Annotated in this window: 15 protein-coding genes; 8 read left to right on the top strand and 7 right to left on the bottom strand. The window is 57.8% G+C overall.

Annotation, left to right across the window (positions count from 1 at the left end):
* Positions 1-16: 16 nt before the first annotated feature.
* The 4 genes from BM160_RS11750 to BM160_RS11735 all read right to left on the bottom strand — a co-directional run bounded on the left by BM160_RS11750 (position 17) and on the right by BM160_RS11735 (position 6355).
* Positions 17-1975: a TnsD family Tn7-like transposition protein gene (locus BM160_RS11750; protein ID WP_092005312.1), complete on the bottom strand. Its 1959-nt coding sequence runs from the start codon at positions 1973-1975 to the stop codon at positions 17-19.
* 13 nt (positions 1976-1988) lie between these two features.
* Positions 1989-3272, bottom strand: coding sequence for an ATP-binding protein (locus BM160_RS11745; protein WP_218156609.1), 1284 nt, complete (start codon positions 3270-3272; stop codon positions 1989-1991).
* A 118-nt stretch (positions 3273-3390) separates the two neighbouring features.
* Complete coding sequence (locus tag BM160_RS11740) at positions 3391-5553, bottom strand: hypothetical protein (protein ID WP_143093236.1); 2163 nt, start codon at positions 5551-5553, stop codon at positions 3391-3393.
* Positions 5546-6355: a TnsA endonuclease N-terminal domain-containing protein gene (locus BM160_RS11735; RefSeq protein WP_092005304.1), complete on the bottom strand. Its 810-nt coding sequence runs from the start codon at positions 6353-6355 to the stop codon at positions 5546-5548. Before BM160_RS11735 ends, BM160_RS11740 begins: the two co-directional genes overlap by 8 nt.
* A gap of 621 nt (positions 6356-6976) precedes the next feature.
* Here BM160_RS11735 and ssb point away from each other — a divergent pair.
* The 7 genes from ssb (at position 6977) to BM160_RS11695 (ending at position 16889) form a co-directional block, all read left to right on the top strand.
* Positions 6977-7474 (top strand): single-stranded DNA-binding protein, encoded by a 498-nt coding sequence (ssb, locus tag BM160_RS11725; RefSeq protein ID WP_092005298.1) that lies wholly within the window; start codon positions 6977-6979, stop codon positions 7472-7474.
* Positions 7475-8069: 595 nt separating this feature from the next.
* The gene (locus BM160_RS11720; RefSeq protein WP_092005295.1) at positions 8070-9515 is read left to right on the top strand and encodes a S41 family peptidase; all 1446 of its coding nucleotides are present in this window, start codon (positions 8070-8072) and stop codon (positions 9513-9515) included.
* 22 nt (positions 9516-9537) lie between these two features.
* Positions 9538-11379 carry a dipeptide ABC transporter ATP-binding protein gene (locus tag BM160_RS11715; protein WP_092005292.1) on the top strand — a complete coding sequence of 614 codons (1842 nt, stop codon included), beginning with the start codon at positions 9538-9540 and terminating at the stop codon, positions 11377-11379.
* 24 nt (positions 11380-11403) lie between these two features.
* The gene (gene gsiB / locus BM160_RS11710) at positions 11404-12954 is read left to right on the top strand and encodes a glutathione ABC transporter substrate-binding protein GsiB (protein WP_092005290.1); all 1551 of its coding nucleotides are present in this window, start codon (positions 11404-11406) and stop codon (positions 12952-12954) included.
* A gap of 59 nt (positions 12955-13013) precedes the next feature.
* Positions 13014-13934, top strand: a complete 921-nt coding sequence (gene gsiC, locus BM160_RS11705) for a glutathione ABC transporter permease GsiC (protein WP_092005287.1) — start codon at positions 13014-13016, stop codon at positions 13932-13934.
* 54 nt (positions 13935-13988) lie between these two features.
* Complete coding sequence (gene gsiD, locus BM160_RS11700) at positions 13989-14882, top strand: glutathione ABC transporter permease GsiD (protein WP_092005285.1); 894 nt, start codon at positions 13989-13991, stop codon at positions 14880-14882.
* A 588-nt stretch (positions 14883-15470) separates the two neighbouring features.
* On the top strand, positions 15471-16889 hold the full coding sequence (locus BM160_RS11695; protein ID WP_092005282.1) for a MipA/OmpV family protein: 1419 nt from the start codon (positions 15471-15473) through the stop codon (positions 16887-16889).
* 99 nt (positions 16890-16988) lie between these two features.
* Here the strand turns inward: BM160_RS11695 and mnmA are convergent, their stop codons facing one another.
* The 3 genes from mnmA to BM160_RS11680 are packed head-to-tail and all read right to left on the bottom strand — an operon-like array spanning position 16989 to position 19843.
* Positions 16989-18161: a tRNA 2-thiouridine(34) synthase MnmA gene (gene mnmA, locus BM160_RS11690; RefSeq protein WP_092005279.1), complete on the bottom strand. Its 1173-nt coding sequence runs from the start codon at positions 18159-18161 to the stop codon at positions 16989-16991.
* A 51-nt stretch (positions 18162-18212) separates the two neighbouring features.
* Positions 18213-18722 (bottom strand): NUDIX hydrolase, encoded by a 510-nt coding sequence (locus tag BM160_RS11685; protein WP_092005417.1) that lies wholly within the window; start codon positions 18720-18722, stop codon positions 18213-18215.
* A gap of 35 nt (positions 18723-18757) precedes the next feature.
* Positions 18758-19843 carry a LysR family transcriptional regulator gene (locus tag BM160_RS11680; RefSeq protein WP_092005276.1) on the bottom strand — a complete coding sequence of 362 codons (1086 nt, stop codon included), beginning with the start codon at positions 19841-19843 and terminating at the stop codon, positions 18758-18760.
* A gap of 164 nt (positions 19844-20007) precedes the next feature.
* On the opposite strand from BM160_RS11680, the gene BM160_RS11675 reads away from it, so the two are divergent.
* A complete protein-coding gene (locus BM160_RS11675) occupies positions 20008-21525 on the top strand; it encodes a CoA-acylating methylmalonate-semialdehyde dehydrogenase (protein ID WP_092005273.1) in 1518 nt (505 codons plus the stop codon).
* Positions 21526-21582 lie beyond the last annotated feature (57 nt).

Genomic DNA, 21582 nt, shown 5'->3' with positions numbered 1-21582 from the left:
AAGCGCTGGGTTTTTTCTAAGCGAACAATGAACGCACGTCCACCGGGACGCCAAGTTCCACGGCGAGTTTCATGATCCGATCTCGGTGCGCGGAAACTGTGGGCGCGCCCCATGCAATCAGACGACGAAACCGATTCATCGACAGCTCGTGTCCGGTTCTTCGGTATCCCGCCATCGCCCATTGCAACCGCCGCTCGATGTACGAGTCGTCGGAGTCGACCAGCCTATCAAGGGTCTCGACCAGCTGAGGCAAACGGGCCACCTTGTCCGCCGTTAACATTTGCAGAAAGCCGATGCCCTTGAGGATGCGGTATTTCGTGATGCGTTGAGGCCTGACGTCAGATGCTCGACAGCCGGCCACGAAATCTTCAGCACGAATGCTGAGGTTTTGATCGATCGCCGGCCAGTCTCCTCGAATGGCGCGCGTCGACCGCTGCGAGGGGAGGGGCTTTCGCTGGACGGTTTCCGAGAGCCAAACGCCGTCAAATGTATAGAGCCAGTCATATGGGCCGGCGAATTGTTGTGCCACATCCCATCGCCCAGCATCGCGGTTAACCGCCATGAAAGCTTCGATCGCGCTTCGATGACGCTTGCGGAGAGAATCAACCGTAGATTGCCGATGCTGGTCGATCAGCGACAAATCATCCAGCTCGATGAGTCGCCGAGTCCAATCGGAAATGTTGAGGTCCATTTCGATGGTCTTTTTCGGAACACCTGCCCGAAGACGCTGCCTGATCTGGTCCAGTTTCGAAGCCCCCAATTTCGCACACAGGGACGCTTGCAGCGGAACGCGGATGCCGTGCCGCACGGCGTCGGTCGCAAGTGTCGCAGGCGACACCCCAAGTCGGGCCGCCGCCCTGCTGATGCGATGGCGCGACTCCTCGAGCGTTCTCCTGACGACCTCTGCACTTGTTGATTCGCGACGGAGCAGGGGGGGGGCAGAGTAGCCTTTGGGTTCAGCTTGTTTGACCAACGCAGAATGCGACCCGGAATCGAGTTCGGTTTCCAGATTGCTGACGCTTGAACAGCACAGCCCGGTCAAGCAAAGCAGCCGGCCCACGTCCTTGATTGTGCTGCCGTTGTTGATGCCCAGGATTCTCGACGTCCACCGTAGAAGTTCCTCGTCTGAGTCCGCGGCGCCCAGTAGTTTCAGCGCTGTTGTCCCAAAGCGAGACCTCAGCCCGTCGGAAAGCAGTTTTACTGAAAGGCCGGACCTTGCACCGCCAAAGCCTGTCGCCCTGAGGCGCTCCCGAAGGGCAATCACAGGGTTCGCGGGCGGCGTCGATGCACGCATGGTCGTTCCAGACTGTTTCGCGATCCACACAAGGCTTTGCAAGCAGTCGTCAGGCACCCCCCCCTCAGGCACGGTCAGGTAGGGCGTAGGTTGCTGGCAATCGCAGCGGGAGGCCATGTGCCATGCCCCCTTCTGTGGATCCCCATGGCCGCAAACCTTGCAGCCGGCGACCAAGGGCCGCTCATGGATTTCACAAACCAGGACGTACGGAAGCTGGTGATGACGCAGATAGCAGCCAAAGCCGTTCTTCGCAAGCGAATCGCGGACGCAGTCCGGGCAATACTTCAGCCCCATTCGCATCGCCGAAAAGTCTTTTCTCAACGCCAGTCCAAGCATCAGGAAAGGGTCGTTTCGTGCCGCAACCGCAAGCTTGGAAAGAACCTTCTCCCGGGCATCGGTCGCCGTAAAGAAGAGCAGGGAAGGGACTATTGTGTGAGTTGCAAGCACATCACGCACGCTGACCCATGGGTGCCCAAGGGGGAGCAAGGAAAGAAAGGGGGCTATCGGCGGCATCGGATTGTCGGGCCGCAGATTTGGCAAGCCGAGTGATCTGAGAACGTTTCGCGCGCCTCCCGGCGAACGGGCCACATACCGCGACAGGACGGACGTCACCGATTCATCTGGAACCGGCGTTGGGAAAAAGTCCAATCTTCGATGAGCAACAGGCGAAAGCTTCTTCATTGCGAGCGCCTGATCAGCCGAGGGCGTCGAGCACTTCAGTCGGCGTTGCGACGTCGTCGACAACGCGACCGCCAATCGAGTCTGGCGCAGCGGCTGCTTTGTCAGCGCCCGACCGAGCCCGGCGCTTAGGCACCGTTGGGTCAAGCTGGGCGACGTCAATGCCACCAAGCTTCGGGATGCTTACACGCCGCGGGGTGACGTCCTGGGATGCAGTCGGGTTCAGGTTCATGGCGTACAGCGCCTCGTAGTTGGACACCAGCCGAGGATCGTTGGCCTTGAGGATTTCGATCAAAGGACGCACCGCTTTGCCACGCTGCTCGTAAGCCTGAGCGATGGTCTTCTCAGTCACGCTTTCGCGGTCATCGCCTTTGTCGCGCATGGCGATGATCTGTGCCGCTTCGAAAATGGACAGCATGATGCCCGTGACTCCCTGGCTGCATTGATAGAGTGCGTCCGAATACTTGCTATCGAATGGTTTCGGGTCCTTCACCCATTGGTTTTTCCAGACCGTGGCACAGAGGTCTTGCCAAGATTGACTGTCTGCGCTTTTCGGTCTTGCCATGTCGTAGAACCGATGGCCGATGCGACGTGCAAGGTCCGGGCTGCGTTGTGCCAGGTCGAAGGTTGCGTACGTGCCGACGATGAAGATAGGGATCTGAAATTCGTCGCACAAATTGATGAGCATCGAAATAACTGCATCTGCGCCGATTCCGACGAGTCTCAAATTCTGGAATTCATCGAGTATGAGGCAGCCCACGTGGTGATTTACGATGATGGTACGAAGTGCTTGAAGCAACTGACGTGTGTTGGCGTTGCCGCGTGCAAACATCGACGCGTACTTCGGAATCGCGAGTGCGAGGTCGGCTGCACTGCCAAACGAAGCGCACAGATCTTTGGGTGTGCAGCGGTGGGGTATGTTTCTTCGGAGGTAAAGCAGCTGCGTTTCTGGAAAAGGGATGCCCTGAAACGACGTGTGCCGGATTGTCAACTCGCCAATGGCAGCAAGGATGCGCGACACCAGTGCCGATTTGCCCATGCCCGAAAGACCGGTGACCACCGAGATACGCGCAGAGGACTGCGCCGAGTGCCCAGGAGCCGCAGTTCCGTACAGCATCGCTTGACCTTCAGGAGTAAGGGGGTTGCGAGTCTCGTAACCGGCCATGATCTCGGCTGCGAGCGTCTGGTAAACGTCGAGGTGCTCCAGCGAGGGCACGAAGAAGTTTCTAAGCTGGGTGAGGTAGCCGATCCTCAGCTGGGTGTCATGCTCCCGCTCACTCTCGTCGAACTTAGGCTTCAAAATCAGCCTTTTGGCTGCAGCCCTGTCGGAGTCAGGGATTGGCCGCAAAGCACTGATGAGAGGGTTCGCTCGGTACGTGGCACGCTCATAGCTTGTGTACATCGTCAACTCGCTTTAATTACTCTTCGTCCCACAAATCCATGACCGTAAAGGCATCTGGGTTTGCTGGCCTGATTTCCGGAGCCTTCGTTTTTTGGGTGCCGGCCGACCTGGACGATTCGTCTTTCGTGGTGGCGGACCCAACGACAGTGAGGGGCGCGATGACCGCCGCGGAAAAAGCGGCCGATTCGGCAGCGCGGTTGGCAGTGCGCTCAATACGTCTGGCCTCGATGGTCGGCAACGGCACAATCTTGGCCTCTTTGTTGATTCGGTCAGAGGCCCGGCGAGCGCTGCGAGCTTCCTTGGTGATGTGCTGAATTTGTGCCAGCTTGGGCTTGTCGATTCTTTGACGATCAAGGTTTGCTTGGTCGATTGCTCGTTTCTTGCTGCCTCGGATCTCTTTAAGTTCTGAAAATGAAATTCCGTGACTCGCGGCCTCTTCACCGTGAGGGAAGTCAATGCTGTAAAGGTACGCCGTCTGCCAGTTGTCGGCGTGCTTGAAGTAAATCACTCCGCCGTTGTTGTTGTGATAGACAACGTCGATTTTCACCGTGCCTTTGCTCACTGCCGCAACCCAAGCGCTGGTCTGCAGGACATCTGATCTGTAGATTTCGCCGTCGTACAAAATGCCAAGCTTGTGCGACGATCCCGTACCGTGGGTCAAAAGAAAATCGTGCGCGAAATTCGGTGGTACTTCGCGGGTGAATCCTGGGCGGTTTTCGAGCCCCCACGCGTAAAGTCCTATACGGGTCACGGCCTCACGGTCAGCGTCGAGTACCTCCAATGGCAAGCGCCCCGACCGCACTGGACTTCGATTGAGGCTCATGATGATCTCAACCAAAATGAACTCAAATTCCTCAAGGGTTAGAGCAGCATCTTTTTTCCCATCAGCCTCCCTCCGTTGCCTGAATTTCACAAAAAGACCCGGCAGATCTATTTCATCTTTCTTAAAATGTTTGACGTGGGAGTGCGTTCCTTCAACGGTGCCTTTGGCAATCGGACACATTGAGGGCGTAACTTTGACCGGGATGCCTGAGATGGGAAATCGCTGACCCATGTCGCTCACCAACTCGGCGCGGTCTGCCGTCAGTGATCTGGGCAGATGATTAACCGGCCAATCCGATGAAATGTAGGAAAGGCCCAAGCGAGAAAATATCGCTTCTTTGTCCGAGAAGCAGTTGTCCAATGCGAGCGCTGCGGCCGCCCAACTAAAATTGTCTAGTGAGATGGCGTATCCGCAGATGGCTGTAGAAAACTTGTCAATGATCAGGTAAACGCATGGCACACCAACCAGCTGCGATCGCGTGTATCGAGACACCAACTGAATTTGTATTTTTGTACCGTCGATTTCAAAATCACCGGGTGCGAAGGCTTCATCCACGACCTTTCCCCGGCTACCTCGTGCAGGTGGTTTGTCGGCGGGCGGGTGCTTTTTCCAGTAGACACGGCCCGCGTAATCGAACTGTCGAAATGATGGGTGCGGATACTTTGCAATCAGTTCAGGGGTTCGAAGGAGACCTTTTCCAGCTCGACTGAAAATTTCTTCGGGAATGTCGAACTTAGTTTGCAGCATCTCGGAATAGGCGCTCCACAAACTCAATTTCCGCGTAACGACGAGTGCGACGTAACAGGACTCGAGCGTCTCTTGAACGTTGTGCCGGGCGACGCCGCTGTTGTAGGCGGGGTCATGCGGCTTTCGGCCGCGCTTTCCTCCCGCGGTATCTTGGGTCGAATTCCTTGTGTACGTGCGGCACATCGCTGCGGTTGTGCCACAGCGCAGGTATTCGTTCCACCACCGGCGCACGGTGTCTTTGCTGACGTCGCTTTTTATCGATAACTTCTCGAAGAGTTCGTTGCCGCGGCTCGGAAAGAAAATCAGTTCCCGTACGTTTAGAAGCTCCGCAACCGCGGATTCCACAAGCGTCATCCGTTTTTTGACTGGATCGCTCAATTGCGGCGGTTTGGTCAGACCTATGTAGGGATCTGGAGCAGCGCTTGCTGACCCGACCTCGACCAAGTCGATCCACCTGTCGTATTTGACGGTGATCGGGTCACTGGCGCGGGCTTTATCGAGGAGAACCAGCGCAACTCCCAGCCTCACATCTGCGCCCACGACTCGAACGAGCCCAGTTGCTTTGCTTACAGGAGACGTTAGATTGAAGACTTGACCAATCTTAAACATGGGCATCCTGCACGATAAGTTTCAGGGGCCTGCGATGATCCACAGCATGCGAAAAATCGATTTGAAGCTCGCGTCGCCAGATGGCACAGCCAAGTGCTTTGATCGACACGTCATTGCTGACGGCGAATTTGGAGCTTATAACCTTCAACAGGTCAATCAGGGGCGCTTTGGGCGTCCAGATCTGAAGAAACATCTCGCAAAAGGCAGCGAGATCGATTTGTTCTGAAACGCGGCTGTTCATTCCCGGGTGGAAAAACCTCAAGTTATGGATTTTCGACTTCGGTACTGAGTCCTCCGTCATGAGCAATCTGCGTAAACCTCTGGCCCGCCAATACTCGCGTTCAATCACCAATTTTTCGTGCACGCGATCACTGCCTTCGCCCGTTAGTTCGGAAGCGGTTTTGACAGCGATTGGGACGATCTGGAGGCCGAGTTCGTGCCGCTTGAAAACGACGAGGTCGGTGGTCATGACCGCCGGCACCCCGGTGTTTGGTATGCGGGGATGGATCAGGCCAAGACGCTTGGCAATTTCTTGCGTCTCTTCCCAAGGAAGTAGTGCGTACTGCTCCCGGATGTCTACCGTGTCCGTTGCGAACTCAGCGAGCAAATGAATGCCTTCCTCGCCATCAGACAGGTAGTGGTGAACCCGGCCCGTGATTGAAGAGTGCACCATGGTTGACCGGCCTTTGGAAGGCACATCCCGCACGTAGAACCAGGGCTTGTAGCCAGCGAACTCGCCTTGCCCATACTTCTGCCGAATCAACCTGCGGATCGCGGCTTCGTGAGGCTGACGAGACTTCACCGCGCATGTACCTTCTGGAATTCGGCCGCAGCATCAATCAACCTCGCCAAGGCGTTCCCTCCCCTCGAGGACCCGTCCCAGGCGGCGTTCACTGCCGCGAACAGGAGAGGGTGGTGTGAAACCGGGGGGCGGGCTCGGGCGACATCCCAACCGACACCCGCATGCTCCATAAGAATTTGCATATTCTTGCGGATGCGTTTGCTCTTTCCCGCGAGGATTCGAGGCAACTGAGACTGATCTACCCCCGCATCGGCAGCGAATTTGACTTGCGAAAGTTGGTTGCGGTCCATGTGGCGTCGCAGAGCAGAAACGATCAAAGTTATGCGAGCGTCGTCTTTCATTTGCATAACTATGCAATATAGTGCCCGGCAGTGCAAGGTGCGCGCGAGCCCTCCTGAGCTAAGCCGAACGGCGCTATCGAGGCCGATTAAGGCAGGCTTTCCGCTAAAATCGACCAATCCAGGCCTTCAAGTCCGTTTGTATGGTCCCGCGCGCCACGGTACGCTTAATGGTCTTTTTTGCCCGTGGCGGCATTCTTAATTGTCTTTTTCATGTTGTGGCGGTAAACAAATTGTCTCCACGGCATTCTTAATTGCCTTTACACAGTTCAGGAGAATCGTCATGGCATCCGTCAACAAAGTCATCATCGTCGGCAATTTGGGTAAAGACCCGGAAATGCGCAGCTTTCCCAGTGGCGACCAGGTCGCCAATGTCACCATTGCCACCACCGACAAGTGGAAGGACAAGCAAACCGGCGAAATGAAGGAAGCCACCGAATGGCACCGCGTGGTGTTTAACGGCCGGCTGGCTGAAATCGTCGGCCAGTACCTGCGCAAGGGTTCGCAGGTCTATGTCGAAGGCAGCCTGCGCACCCGCAAGTGGACCGACCAGAGCGGCGTGGAGAAATACACCACAGAAATCCGTGCCGACCAGATGCAGATGCTGGGCAGCCGCCAAGGCATGGGCGGCCCCGCTGCTGATGATGGCGGTGGCTACGAAGCGCCTCGTCGGGCCGCAGCCCCCATGGCGCCTCGCGCGCCGGCGCCCGCACCCCGTCAGGCGCCGGCTCCCCGGGCAGCCAGCGGTTTTGACGATATGGATGACGATATCCCGTTCTAAATACGAAAAAACGTCTTTTTGTGGGTAAAGGCCCGCGTTCCCTAGGGACGCGGGCCTTTTTTCATTTGATGTTCGTCGAGCAGACTTTGCCGACGTTGGCAGCTAAGGCGCCATTGCTCATCACCATCAGCACATCCGAGCCATGGCCCGGCAAGGTGAACGTTCCTCCTTCGGCCCGGAGGTGACGCTGTTGTTGCCGTACAAGGTCGGGCGGCGAACAAGGCATGGCTTGTCATTGAGTCGATCGCGTCCATAGACGGGCCTTCTTGCGCGCCTCGCGTCCTTCTACGACGGTATCAAGGCCTAGCCCTGGAGTCTTGCTTTAGCCCCTGCCTGGCGTCGCTGAGCATCCTCTGGACCGTGGATGTCTTGCAGTCGCACAAGAGGTATATCAAATTTGAATAGAGTGAGCGCCAAATAGCATTTGAGTTAATGGGTCAAGCTGCTTATCTTTGGCGGGTACCAAATTTAGGGAACTGGATTTGGTCGGTTGGGCGTTTGCCGTGCTGTACCGGTCAGCATGAGCACTGAATCTTTCCAGTAACGCCAGAGTGCTTTGACCGGTGACCAATAAACATGAGTGGGTAATGTGGGCATGAGCTATGGCTACGATTTTGTCGGGAGTTCGTTGAAATTCGACGCTGGCCATGGCCGTCAGCTTTCCCGGGAGGGCGTCATTGCCGATCTGCGGGCGCTGCAAGTCATCATTGATGATGTGTCGTCTTATGCCTTGTCGGTAACTTACCCGTATGCGCAGGTCATTGATCGCTTGATAGATGGATTGGGCGCTTCGACCAGTACTGCCAGCCTGGCGATGGCGATTCAAAAGCTGGTGCAGCAAATTGGCGATGCCCACGCCAAGGTGACTAACTACGAGTCTTTTTTGCCGCCCGGCTATGTCTCTTGCGCATTCGGGCTGGAGGGGCGCCGCTACTTCGTCTACGACCCTCTTGATCGCGTCCTGCTGAATCCCGGATTTCCGTATGTCGAGTCAATTGATGGCGTACCTGTCATCGAGTGGTACAAGATTGCCGCCGAGTTGTCTGCGGGGCCTTACGGCTCGGATTCCTCGAAAATTAACCGGGCGCTGCCACTCTTGCGCTACGTCAACTATCTGCGCCTTGAGCTGGGTCTGCCGCTGCTTCCGGTCGTGAAGTTGGGCTTGGTCAGCGACGACTCTCAACATCGTCTCGTGCATGAGCTCACGATTGAGGCCGATTTGTGCAAGGCGCCGCTGCCGCTATACCTGCCTCAAGAAAGTCGGCTGCTGCCAGGAAACATCGGGTATTTGAGAGTTCATTCTCAGTCCAATGCAGAACTGACCGCTCAGTTGCCCGGCCTCATGGCCAAGTTTGCTGACACGCAGGCGTTGGTGATTGATGCTCGTCAATGCGGTGGCGGCGTGAGGGACAACCTGATGGCCTTGTTTCCTTACTTCATGGCGGCCGGGGAGCGCCCTTACATCGCCAACCTTTGCAAACTGAAGATACCCAAGTCCAGCGGCAAGGCCGAGGACTTTGATCCGATCGGCAAGCTCGATGTTTGGGATAAAAAAGTTCCCTATCGACGCGATGCACGGATTGACCCTGAAGTGGAATCCGCCCTCGAAGCCTTTATCTGTGATTTCACCGCGGAGTGGCTGGTGCCAGACGCTCAGTTCACGGATTGGTACTACATGGCAATGCAGCCTTCGCCGCAAGCCTACTGTTACGGCAAGCCGGTGTACCTGCTGGTGGATTGGGGCGTGGGCAGTGCGGGAGACATCTTCGTTTCCACCTTCAAAGACCGTGCGAACGTGACCGTTTGCGGCATGCCGACAAATGGACGCAGTGGCAACTCCAAGCCCTACTCGCTGGCCAATAGTGGCGTCGAGGTGATGATTTCCACGATGGCGTCGTTCCAGAAGAGCGGTCAGTTATACGAAGGGGCAGGCATTTATCCCGACGTCTTCATGTCGCCAACGTTGAACGATTGGCTGGGGCATAGCGACTCGCAACTGGACCGGGTGGTGCGGAGCATTCAGTCGGCCTGCGCTTGTTAAGCGGATCAAAGACAAAAGCTAACTGGAAGATCGAGTCGTGAATAAATCAATCAGCCGAGTCCTGGACGTCAAAAATCTGTCGGTTCAATTCAACAAGTCTGGCGAAGTCCGGTCCGTGGTGCATAGCCTGTCCTTTCATGTGGACAGTGGCGAGACGCTGGCGATTGTGGGCGAGTCTGGTTCGGGAAAATCGGTAACGTCCCTGGCCTTGATGCGTCTGGTTGAGCATGGCGGCGGCAAGATCAGTTCCGGCAATATGGTCTTGCGCCGGCATGACCAAAGCCTGATCAACCTCGAGTCCGCAGGCGTCAAGACCATGCGTAGCATTCGTGGTGCCGATATGGCGATGATTTTTCAGGAGCCCATGACCTCGCTGAACCCGGTGTTCACGGTGGGTGGACAGATTGCCGAGTCGCTGCAGTTGCATCAGGGTTTGAGTCATTCAGCGGCCTATGCCGAGGTGCTGCGAATCCTGGATCTGGTACGTATTGCCGATGCGAATTCAGTGGCCGGCCGCTTTCCACATCAGTTGTCAGGCGGCATGCGCCAACGCGTCATGATTGCCATGGCGCTGGCCTGCAAACCGGCACTGTTGATCGCCGACGAACCGACCACGGCGCTGGACGTGACGATACAGGCGCAAATTCTGCAACTGATCCGTGAGTTGCAGAAAGAAATGAATATGGGCGTGATTTTCATCACCCACGATATGGGCGTGGTGGCGGAGGTGGCTGACCGAGTTTTGGTGATGTATCGCGGCGCAATGGTGGAAGAAGCCTCCGCTCAGACCTTGTTTGCCCATCCTGCTCATAGCTACACGCAGTTGCTGCTTTCCGCCGTGCCGCGACTCGGCGCCATGACGGGAAAGAACGACCCCGAGCCTTTCACCTTGCTGGCTGGGGCTGCGCACGAAGTCGCTCAGCCGCCGGTGGCGAAAATTGCTGAGCCTGACGCCAAGCCGATTTTGAGTGTCAAGGGACTAACAACCAGTTTTGATATTCGCACCGGTTTATTCAGTCGTGTGACCCAGAGAGTGCATGCCGTAGAGCAGGTCAGCTTTGATCTTTATCCCGGGGAAACGCTGGCCTTGGTGGGTGAGTCCGGTTGCGGGAAGTCCACCACGGGGCGCTCATTGCTCAAGCTGGTGAATTCCCAGGCTGGGAATATTTTCTTTGAGGGAAAGAACATCACGGGCGTTAGCGGCTCGGAACTGCAGGGTCTGCGCCGAAATATTCAGTTTATTTTTCAAGATCCCTATGCCTCGCTGGATCCGCGCGTGACCGTGGGTTATTCGATCATGGAGCCCATGCTTATTCACAAAACCCTGAGCAGGCAGATGGCACAGCAGCGCACGATGGAGCTGCTGGAGCGTGTGGGCTTGCCGGCCTCCGCAGCCATGCGCTATCCGCACGAGTTTTCGGGCGGTCAGCGCCAGCGCATCTGCATTGCGCGAGCCCTGGCGCTCAATCCCAAGGTAGTCATCGCCGATGAATCCGTTTCTGCGCTGGACGTGTCGATTCAAGCGCAGATCGTCAACCTGCTGATGGACCTGCAGGCCGAGCTGGGAATTTCCTACATCTTTATTTCACACGACATGGCGGTCGTTGAGCGCATCAGTCACCGTGTGGCGGTGATGTATCTGGGTCAGGTTGTGGAAATAGGCAGTCGTCGTGCCATCTTTGAAAGTCCGCAACATGCCTACACGCGCAAGTTGATGTCCGCCGTGCCGGTTGCGGATCCTACGCGCAGAAAAGACCGCGATTTGTTGACCGGTGAGATTCCCAGTCCGATCCGGAACATCGGCAACCCCCCGGATATTTTGAAACTGGTTCAGGTCGGTGACGACCACTATGTTGCCGCTTGATTTTTGCTATTAATAGGAGATGAAATGAAGTTTTTGAATTCGAAGCTATCCCTTGTCGCGGCTAGTCTGGCGTTCAGTATGGCCGTGCCTCAGCTTGCCATGGCTGATGCGAAGCAGGTCACCATGGCGATTTCCTCCACCGTGGATTCGCTGGATCCCTACAACGCCAACAGCTCCATCACGCGATCGGTGACCAAGGCGTTTTATGAGGGGCTTTTTGAATTCGATGAGAAGTTGAAAATCAAGCCTTTGCTGGCGACTGGCTATACCGTCAACTCGGATGGCACGGTGTACACCATCAAGCTGCGCAAGGGTGTTAAGTTTCATGACGGTACGGACTTCAATGCCGAGGCGGTGAAGTTCACGCTGGACCGCGTGCTGGACAAGAGTAATGGCCTGTCCCGCTGGAGCCAGTTCAACCGCATCAAGAACGTAGCCGTGGTAGACGCCAATACGGTCACCATCACCCTGAGCGAGCCCTTCTCGGCTTTTGTCAGCACGCTGGCCCATGCCGCAGCGATGATGATGTCGCCGACGGCGGTGAAGAGGTTCGGCAACAAGGATATTGCCTTTCATCCAGTGGGTACTGGCCCCTTTGAATTCACCGAGTGGAATCCGTCGTCGTACGTGAAGGTCAAGAAGTTTGCCGGTTACTGGCGTCAAGGCTATCCCAAGGTGGATGGCATTACCTTCCGCTTTGTGACCGACAACAACACGCGCTCCTCGGTGATTCAGACCGGTGAGGCGCAGTTCGCCTTTCCCGTTCCGTATGAGCAGGCCAACATCCTGAAAAATAATCCCAAGGTAGTCGTGGTCAACGGTCCCTCGGTGGCCGACACCTATATTTCGCTGAACAATCTGCAGAAGCCGTTTGACGATGTGCGCGTTCGTCAGGCCATCAATTACGCGATCAACAAGGAAGCCTTGGCCAAAGTCGCGTTTTCTGGCTATGCCAAACCCATGGAAGGCGTTATCCCTCAAGGCGTGGAGTACGCCGTGAAGATGCAGCCATGGCCCCATAACCCTGCCAAGGCAAAAGAGTTGTTGAAAGAGGCCGGCTATCCGAACGGCTTCTCCACCACGCTCTGGTCTGGCTACAACGACAGCACGGCGACCAAGGTGGTGCAATTTGTGCAACAGCAATTGGCCCAGGTCGGTGTCAAGTTGTCAGTTGAGATGCTCGAAGCGGGGCAGCGCGTTCAGCGCGTCAAGCAGGTGCCAAATCCCAAAGATGCGGGCATCCGCATGTACTACATCGGCTGGGCATCGTCCACCGGTGAAGCGGACTGGGTACTGCGTCCTCTGCTGGCTACTTCGGCTTGGCCTCCTGCATTTGAAAATACCGCTTATTACTCCAATCCCGTGGTGGACGATGCCGTCAAGAATGCTCTCCTGACCACGGACGAGGCCAAAAAGCACAGCCTTTATAAGTCGGCTCAAGAGCAGATCTGGAAGGATGCGCCCTGGGCCTTTCTGGTGACTCGCAACAACGTCTATGTCCACGCCAAAGACCTGTCGGGTGTGCATGTGATGCCAGACGGAAACTTTTATTACTCTGAAATTCAGATGAAGTAATTCTGGCGGTCAATTGGTAATTAGACAGAAGGGTCAAGGCCCTTCTACATGGATCAAAAATGCTTATTTACGGATTGAAGCGACTGCTGGGGATGATTCCAACCCTGATGCTCGTATTGGTGATGGTTTTCATGTTCGTTCACTTCTTGCCCGGCGATCCCGCCAGCTTGGTGGCGGGACCTGATGCCGATCAGGAAGCGATCGAGTTGGTGCGTGAAAAAATGGGTTTGAACCTGCCATTGCCCCAGCAGTTTTTTCGTTATGTGACGCATCTTTCGCAGGGCGATCTGGGCGTGTCCCTGCGCAGCAATCGCGCGGTCACCAGTGTGATCGCCGAGCGATTCGGGCCGACGATGCGGCTGACGGCAACCAGCATGTCGTGGGCCGTTGTGTTTGGCTTGCTAAGCGGGGTCATTGCTGCGGTGTGGCGTAACAAGTGGCCGGACCAGTTGAGCATGACGCTGGCCGTATCGGGCATCTCGTTTCCCTCGTTTGCGCTGGGCATGCTGTTTATTCAGCTGTTTTCGGTGAACCTTGGATGGTTGCCATCGATTGGCGCTGATGGCTGGCAGAACTACATCTTGCCCTCCCTGACCATGGGGGCCGGTGTGGCGGCGGTGACGGCACGCTTCACGCGCGCCTCCTTTGTGGAAGTGATCAAGGAAGACTTTGTCAGAACCGCGCGTGCCAAGGGCGTTTCGGAAACCAATGTCATCCTCAAGCATGTGCTACGCAACGCCCTGATTCCGGTGGTCACCATGCTGGGCTTGCAGTTTGGTACTTTGCTGGGGGGCTCCATTGTGGTGGAAACCGTCTTTGGCTGGCCGGGCATGGGAACCCTACTCATAGACTCCGTCAATATGCGTGACTATCCCGTGATCCAGGGCTTGATACTTTTGTTCTCACTGGAGTTTCTGCTGATCAATTTGGTGGTTGACCTGCTATACGGCGTCATCAATCCAAGCATTCGATACAAGTAGCCGAAGAACGCATAAAAAATGGATGTAGCCGTGAATAAAACAAGTAGTTTGGCTATGGCCCAGGCGCCAGGCCTCGCCAGTACTGTCGAAAAGAACAATGGCCCTGTCAGCACGCCTTTTGGGGAGTTCAAGCGCAAATTTTTAAAGCAAAAAATGGCGCTGCTGGCCGGAATTTTCGTGCTCATGTTGATGGTCATCGCGGTGTTGGCGCCTCATATCGCGCCCTATGATGCGGAGTATTTTTTTGATTACGATGCCCTGAATTCACCGCCTACGTGGCGTCACTGGATGGGCGTGGATTCCTTGGGGCGTGATATTTTTAGCCGCATTCTGGTAGGTGCGCGCATCTCGCTGTCGGCTGGCTTGATTTCGGTGTTCCTCGGTGCCATCGTGGGTACATTTTTTGGCTTGATGGCGGGCTACTATGGCGGCTGGTGGGAGCGCATCACCATGCGCTTCTCTGACATGCTGTTTGCCTTTCCGGGCATGTTGCTGGCCATTGGCGTTGTTGCCATTTTGGGCTCCAGCATGGTCAATGTGATCATTGCCGTCGCCGTCTTCAGTGTGCCGGCTTTTGCACGCCTGGTGCGTGGCGGCACCTTGTCGGTCAAGAACATGACTTACATCGAGGCTGAACGCAGCATTGGTGCATCGGACATGACCATTATCTTTCGGCATATCCTGCCCAGCACGATTTCGCCCATTGTCGTGTACGGCACCATGCGTATTGGCACGTCAATCATCACGGCGGCCAGCCTGTCTTTCCTGGGCATGGGGGCGCAGCCGCCGACCCCTGAGTGGGGCGCCATGCTCAATGACTCGCGCGCTGACATGGTGCTGGCCCCGCATGTGGCGCTATTCCCTGCCCTCGCTATATTTTTAACGGTTCTCGCCTTCAACCTCTTGGGCGATGGTTTGCGCGACGCTTTGGATCCCAAGGTGGATTGAGCGGATCAGGGGCCTGGCCGCTGCCTTTGCGCGTTGTAGTCGCGACGACTTTATACACGGCGGTGATGCTTGGGACGCGGTTTTCAGCGTGATGGCCGAATGTCTAGGCCAAGTTCTGTGCCTTGAGATCCACATCAGCTTATTCGCGATCTCGTGATTCGCTGCTTCAGTGAAGGGGCGAGGTGGGGTCCAGGCGCATCGGCACTGGACGCACCGGTTTCACTCACAGCTTGCACACCTCCCGCAGCCAAATTCGGTCGCTCACACCGTCGTGTGAAACAATTCCAGATATCAACTTCCGATGATTGTCGGGAGTTTGAACTGGCTTGCTACTAATTTGGTAGCGTCTTGTGGCTGCTGCATATGGGATTTATGCGTTATTCTTGAAAGGCAAGGAGCAAGTCCGTTGATCAATGCGTCGAAACGGGCCCTTCCCTGGCGCTTTCAAGCTAGCCCTATTTGCCAATCGAGTCGGCTAAAGAGATGGATCATGGGTCGCATGCAGGGTGCCTGCTGCACCGGCCTCAGGAACTGGTCGGATTCCGGCTTTTGGTCTTTGCCGCAGAGTTTTCAAAATACAAGTCAAAGATGAACAGTTTTTTACTTTCCCGTTTTTTCCTGTCGCGCTCGGTTTTTTGTGCGGCTTTGCTGTCGGCCGGTTTGTCAGCCATGAGCCCGGCCCGCGCGACTGGCGAGCTGGAGCCATTCACGCATATCCTGTCCGAGTCGGGTAGCGCCGGGCTGGGCTTTGTGACGCGGGTGGAGACTTCACCCTATCGCGATGCGGGCAGTCGCTTTGACTTGGTGCCGCTTTATTTGTACGAAGGCGAGCGCTTGTTCCTGCGTGCCAATCGTGGTGGCGTGAAGTTGCTCAACGGCGCTGAGCAGGGGCTGGACCTGTTTGTGGAGCAGCGCCTGGAAGGCTATCCGGCCGAACGTGTGCCTGCCAGTCTGGCAGGCATGGCGACGCGCGAAACCGCCATGGACCTGGGTCTGTCCTACCGCTACCGCCAACCCTGGGGCACCTTGAAGGCCGAGCTGGTGCACGACATCGGCAATACCTACAAGGGCAGCGAGTTTCGCCTTGGCTATAGCTATGACTGGCGCTCCGGCCCGTGGACGCTGCGGCCCAGCCTGACCCTGGGTCTGCGCGATGCCAAGCTCAACAACTATTACTATGGCGTGCAGGCCAGCGAAGCCGTCGCCGACCGTGCGGCTTATGCCCCCGGCGCAGGCCTCAATACCTCGCTCGGCCTGTATGGCTCTTACGATCTATCGCAGCGCTGGCGCCTGCTGGCCGGCGTGTCGGCCACGGTGCTGGACCGCAAGGTCAGCGACAGCCCCATCGTGCAAAAGCGCGTGTTGCCCGCTGTCTATGTGGGCGCGGCCTATGACTTCGGCGGCCACAAGCGGGAGTGGGCGCAGAACGATTCGCCGACTTATTTCAAGCTGCTCTATGGCAAGTCCACCGAAGATGGCTGCCACCTGATGAAGATACTGACGGCCCAGTGCCTGTCCACGGACAAAAAACAGCCGACCAGCATCACCGGCATTCAGGTCGGCAAGCCCTTTATCCAGAGCCTGAATGGCTGGCCCCTGGACTTTGTCGGCTACGTGGGCCTGACCAACCATAACGAGCGTGGATTGCAGGCCAACGGCCTGCAACTGGATCTGTTCATGAAGGCCGTTTATTCGGGCTTTCCATGGAGCCATAAAGTCAAGACGCGACTGGGATTGGGCGCGGGCGTTTCCATGGCGCAGCGGGTGCCGTATATCGAAGCCTCCAGTGCGGCGGCCAACGGTAAAACCTCGTCACGCATGCTGAACTTTCTGGACCCGACGCTTGACGTCAGCCTGGGCGATCTGATCGGTTCGCGGGCGCTGAAGGAAACCTATATCGGTTTCGGTGTGTCGCACCGTTCCGGCTTTTTTGGCTCCTCGCGTCTGCTGGGCAATGTCAACGGCGGCTCCAACTACATTTACACCTATCTGGAGACGGCGCTTTAAGGCGATCCAAGGGGTTTATTACTATCTAATTAATAGCTGTTTACGCTTGCCCTGATTGGGCTAGAGCCTTATTTTTCTTAAATTTCGTGAGCAGGCCAGTCAGGACTTGGCCGGCAGGTTCTGCACATTGCTGCTGGCAATCACGCCGCCACCCAGGCAGACCTCGCCCTGGTAGAGCACGGCCGATTGCCCGGGCGTCACGGCCCACTGGGCCTCGGAAAATACCAACTCGCAGCCGCTTGCCGTGACCTGGCGCAGCTCGCAGGCTGCGTCAAACTGGCGGTAACGCGTTTTGGCGGCCATGGCCCCGGTGGTCGGTGGCGTGCCGGCGACCCAACTGCAGTCCTGCGCGCTGAGCTGAGTCGATTGCAGCCAGGGATGGTCGTGGCCCTGCACTACCCACAAGGTATTGTTTTCCAGGTCTTTGCGCGCCACAAACCAGGGCTCGTGCTCACCGACGCCGCGCTGGCCGCGCGCCTGCGCGGCCTTCAGGTCGGCGCCCCTGGCCTTCACGCCGCCAATGCCCAGACCCTGGCGCTGGCCCAGGGTGTAAAAACTCAGGCCCACATGCTCGCCCAGGATGCGGCCCTTGTCGTTTTTGATGGGGCCTGGCGCCTTGGCGATGTAGCGGTTCAGGAAATCGCGAAAAGGCCGTTCGCCTATGAAGCAGATACCGGTGGAGTCTTTTTTCTTGGCGTTGGGCAGGCCGATCTCGTCGGCGATGCGCCGCACCTCGGTCTTGTGCAACTCGCCAACGGGAAACAGGGTTTGGGACAGCTGTGCCTGGTTCAGGCGGTGCAGGAAATAGCTTTGGTCCTTGGCCGGATCCAGCCCCTTGAGCAACTCGTACAGGCCGGTGGCCTCGTTTTGGCGCACGCGGGCATAGTGGCCGGTGGCGATTTTGTCGGCGCCCAGGCGCATCGCGTGGTCTAAAAAGGCCTTGAATTTGATCTCGGCATTGCACAGTATGTCGGGATTGGGGGTGCGGCCAGCCTGGTATTCGCGCAGGAATTCGGCAAACACCCGGTCCTTGTAGTCGGCGGCGAAGTTGACGTGTTCTATCTCTATGCCGATCACGTCGGCGACGGCGGCGGCGTCGACAAAATCAATATTGGACGAGCAGAACTCGCTGTCATCGTCATCTTCCCAGTTCTTCATGAAGATGCCTATGACTTCATGACCCTGCTGTATGAGCAGGTGCGCGGTCACGGCGGAGTCCACGCCGCCGCTCAGACCGACGACGATTCTTTGCTTGTTCGCTTGCTTTTGCATGGCACCATTTTAGGTTTTATGCTCAGGCGCCCAGCGTCTCGGGTCTTTATCTCAAGGCTTGGCCAGGTACACGCTGGGGTCGGTGGTCAAAAGCTCCAGCGGGTAGCGCTTACCGGCCAGGTAGTCTTCCATGCAGCTGAGCAGCAAAGGCGAACGGTGCATGTGAGTGCACGCTCTGATTTCGTCGGCGCTCAGCCACAGCGTGCGCACAATGCCATGGTCCAGCGGCTGGCCGGCGACCTGTTCGCCCAGTTCGCCGCAAAAGGCAAAGCGCAGATAGGTGATGTCTTGCGGCGCTTCATGGCCGGGTGTCAGTCGCTCGAAGCGCGAGAGATAGACGCCAACCAGCGCCGTGGGCGTGAAATGAAAGGCGGTTTCTTCCAGCGTTTCCCGACGGCAGCCGTGTATCGGGTCTTCGCCGGGGTCGAGGTGACCAGCGGGGTTGTTGAGCTTCAAGCCATCCCGGGTAGCCTCTTCGACCAGCAGGAATTTCTGGACGCCGTCGAAGTCGCGAGCAATGACCGCAGCCACAGTGACGTTGGGTTTCCATCGTGTATTCATCGCGCGCATTATCCGTGTCCTTCATGACACCGGCCTTAACGAGGCGCGGGCGACGCCATCGCGGCACCGAACCCCTGGGCAAAGCTCTGGCGCAAATGCTCGACCAGGCATTGCACCGCCTTGGGCACTTGGGCCGACCAGGGCCGCAGGGCGTAAATGCGCTCGCCGAAAAAGCCCTGCACCTGCCAGTCGGGCAAGACCGGCACCAGCGTCTGGCAGGTGGACAGCGCGGGGGTCATAGGCCGCTGCGCCGGGCCGCCCCAAGCAAGGCCAGCCCCCTCGGGGGGCAGCGCAGTACGCGCAGCGACAAGCGTGGGGGCCATGTCCAGCGGCATGCTGAAGTCCGGCAGCAGGCCTATGCCCAGGCCGGCCAGCAGGGCGTCGCGCAGCACCTCGCTGTTGTTGACCTTGAGCGTGCCGGCGACGCTGACGCCAAGGCGCTCCAGCGCCGGCTCGGCGAACTGGCGCTTGCCCTTGCGCGCCAGCTGGCGCACAAAGGTCCAGTTGCCGGCATGGCTGTCGCGCAGGTAGAGCAGGCAGTCGTGCGCGCTCAACTCGGACGGATGCATGGGCATGCCGCGCCGCGCCAGATACTGCGGGCTGGCCATCAGGCTGGCGCGGGTTTCGCACAGCACCCAGGCCACATGGGTCTCGGGCACGGTGTTGGTGTGGCGTATGGCCAGATCGAAACCTTCGTTGGCCAGGTTGACGAAACGGTCGGTCAGCTCCAGCTCGATGTGAATGTCGGGAAAGCGTTGCAAAAAGGCCGCCACGCAAGGCGCCAGGTGCTGGCGCCCCAGCGCGACCGGTGCCGTCACCCGGACCAGGCCGCGCGGTGCGCCGACCAGGTCGCGGGCCGCGTTATAGCTTTCGCTGATGCGGTTGAAGGCCGGCTGCATTTCATGGACCAGTTGCTGGCCGGCCTCGGTCAGGCCAACCGAGCGCGTGGTGCGGCGCACCAGCAAGACCCCGGCGGCGCGCTCCAGCTCGCTGATGCGCATGCTGGCCGATGCCTTGGAAACACCCAGGCGGCGCGCGGTTTCGGTAAAGCTGCGGGTGGCGGCCAGCACCGTGAGAAGGTGCAGGTCGGCGATCAGGGGAGAGAGCTGGTCGGAAGACACGGACGGGACCCCTTAGGGATAAGGTGAGAAAGGTTTGATTGTTCAGAAAAGTGAACAATGTAATCGGAAAAATGGGCATTATCAATTGCCTCGGTGGCGCCTAGACTGCAGTTTGCCAAGTTGATGGGGCCTGTTGCCCCCGCCATTTCAAAGGATTGCCCGTCATGTCTTCTTCTCTCGCCACCATCGGTCACTACATCCAGGGGCGTACCGTCACGCCGCCAGCTGGCCGTAGCCAGGATGTTTTCAATCCCGCCACCGGCGCGGTCTCTGCCAAGGTGGCTCTGGCCAGCACGGCCGAAGTGCAGGCTGCGGTCGCGTCGGCGCAAGCGGCTTTCCCGGCCTGGGCGGACACGCCGCCCATCCGCCGCGCCCGTGTGATGTTCAAGTTCCTTGAATTGCTGAACCAGAACAAGGACAAGCTGGCCCACATGATCACGGCCGAGCACGGCAAGGTGTTCACCGATGCGCAGGGCGAAGTCGCGCGCGGCATAGACATCGTCGAATTTGCCTGCGGCATTCCGCAATTGCTCAAGGGTGACTTCACCGATCAGGTCTCCACGGGCATAGACAACTGGACCTTGCGCCAGCCGCTTGGTGTGGTGGCCGGCATCACGCCTTTCAACTTCCCCGTCATGGTGCCGATGTGGATGTTTCCGGTGGCCATTGCCGCGGGCAACACCTTTGTGCTCAAGCCCAGCCCGATTGATCCGACACCCAGCCTCTTCATGGCCGAGTTGCTGACGCAGGCCGGATTGCCGCACGGCGTGTTCAACGTCGTGCAGGGTGACAAGGAGGCCGTGGACGCCTTGCTGGTGCACCCTGACGTGAAGGCCATCAGCTTTGTCGGTTCAACCCCCATCGCCAACTACATCTACGAAACCGGCGCCCACCACGGCAAGCGCGTGCAGGCTTTGGGTGGCGCGAAGAACCACATGGTCGTCATGCCCGATGCCGATCTGGAGCAAGCCGTGGATGCCTTGATCGGCGCGGGTTATGGCTCTGCCGGCGAGCGCTGCATGGCGATTTCTGTCGCCGTGCTGGTCGGTGACGTGGCGGACAAACTGGTGCCTATGCTGCAAGCGCGCACCAAGACGCTGCAAGTGCTGAACGGCGAGAACCTGGCCGCTGAGATGGGCCCCATCGTGACCCGTGCGGCACATGAGCGCATCACCGGCTACATCGAGCAGGGCGTCAAGGAAGGCGCGAAGATGCTGGTCGACGGTCGCACGTTCAAGGGCGCCAGCGCCGGCGAGGGTTGCGACAACGGTTTCTGGATGGGCGGCACGCTGTTTGACCATGTCACGCCCGAGATGCGCATCTACAAGGAAGAGATCTTCGGACCGGTGCTCGGTTGCGTGCGGGTGAAGGACTTCGCACAGGCGGTTGACCTGATCAACGCCCACGAATTTGGCAACGGTGTGAGCTGCTTTACCCGCGACGGCCACGTGGCCCGGGAATTCGGTCGCCGCATTCAGGTTGGTATGGTCGGCATCAATGTGCCCATTCCTGTGCCCATGGCCTGGCATGGTTTCGGCGGCTGGAAGAAGAGTCTGTTCGGCGACATGCACGCATATGGCGAAGAGGGTGTTCGCTTCTACACCAAGCAAAAATCCATCATGCAGCGCTGGCCCGAAAGCATAGGCAAGGGTGCCGAATTCGTGATGCCGACGGCGAAGTAAGGGCCACGAACAGCAGTCTGCACCGACATTTCAGACGCAGCCCCATCAGCCGGCAAG

The organism is Polaromonas sp. OV174 (assembly GCF_900112285.1).
Classification (GTDB): Bacteria; Pseudomonadota; Gammaproteobacteria; order Burkholderiales; family Burkholderiaceae_C; genus Polaromonas.
The sequence above is the reverse complement of the archived record's forward strand: the minus strand, read 5'-3'. Positions and strand labels throughout refer to the sequence as shown.

Coding starts and splice junctions, on each gene's coding strand:
- ssb (WP_092005298.1), top strand. CDS start 6,977: ATGGCATCCGTCAACAAAGTCATCATCGTCGGCAATTTGGGTAAAGAC.
- BM160_RS11740 (WP_143093236.1), bottom strand. CDS start 5,553: ATGTTTAAGATTGGTCAAGTCTTCAATCTAACGTCTCCTGTAAGCAAA.
- BM160_RS11695 (WP_092005282.1), top strand. CDS start 15,471: ATGAACAGTTTTTTACTTTCCCGTTTTTTCCTGTCGCGCTCGGTTTTT.
- BM160_RS11750 (WP_092005312.1), bottom strand. CDS start 1,975: ATGAAGAAGCTTTCGCCTGTTGCTCATCGAAGATTGGACTTTTTCCCA.
- mnmA (WP_092005279.1), bottom strand. CDS start 18,161: ATGCAAAAGCAAGCGAACAAGCAAAGAATCGTCGTCGGTCTGAGCGGC.
- BM160_RS11720 (WP_092005295.1), top strand. CDS start 8,070: ATGAGCTATGGCTACGATTTTGTCGGGAGTTCGTTGAAATTCGACGCT.
- BM160_RS11685 (WP_092005417.1), bottom strand. CDS start 18,722: ATGAATACACGATGGAAACCCAACGTCACTGTGGCTGCGGTCATTGCT.
- gsiB (WP_092005290.1), top strand. CDS start 11,404: ATGAAGTTTTTGAATTCGAAGCTATCCCTTGTCGCGGCTAGTCTGGCG.
- gsiD (WP_092005285.1), top strand. CDS start 13,989: ATGGCCCAGGCGCCAGGCCTCGCCAGTACTGTCGAAAAGAACAATGGC.
- gsiC (WP_092005287.1), top strand. CDS start 13,014: ATGCTTATTTACGGATTGAAGCGACTGCTGGGGATGATTCCAACCCTG.
- BM160_RS11675 (WP_092005273.1), top strand. CDS start 20,008: ATGTCTTCTTCTCTCGCCACCATCGGTCACTACATCCAGGGGCGTACC.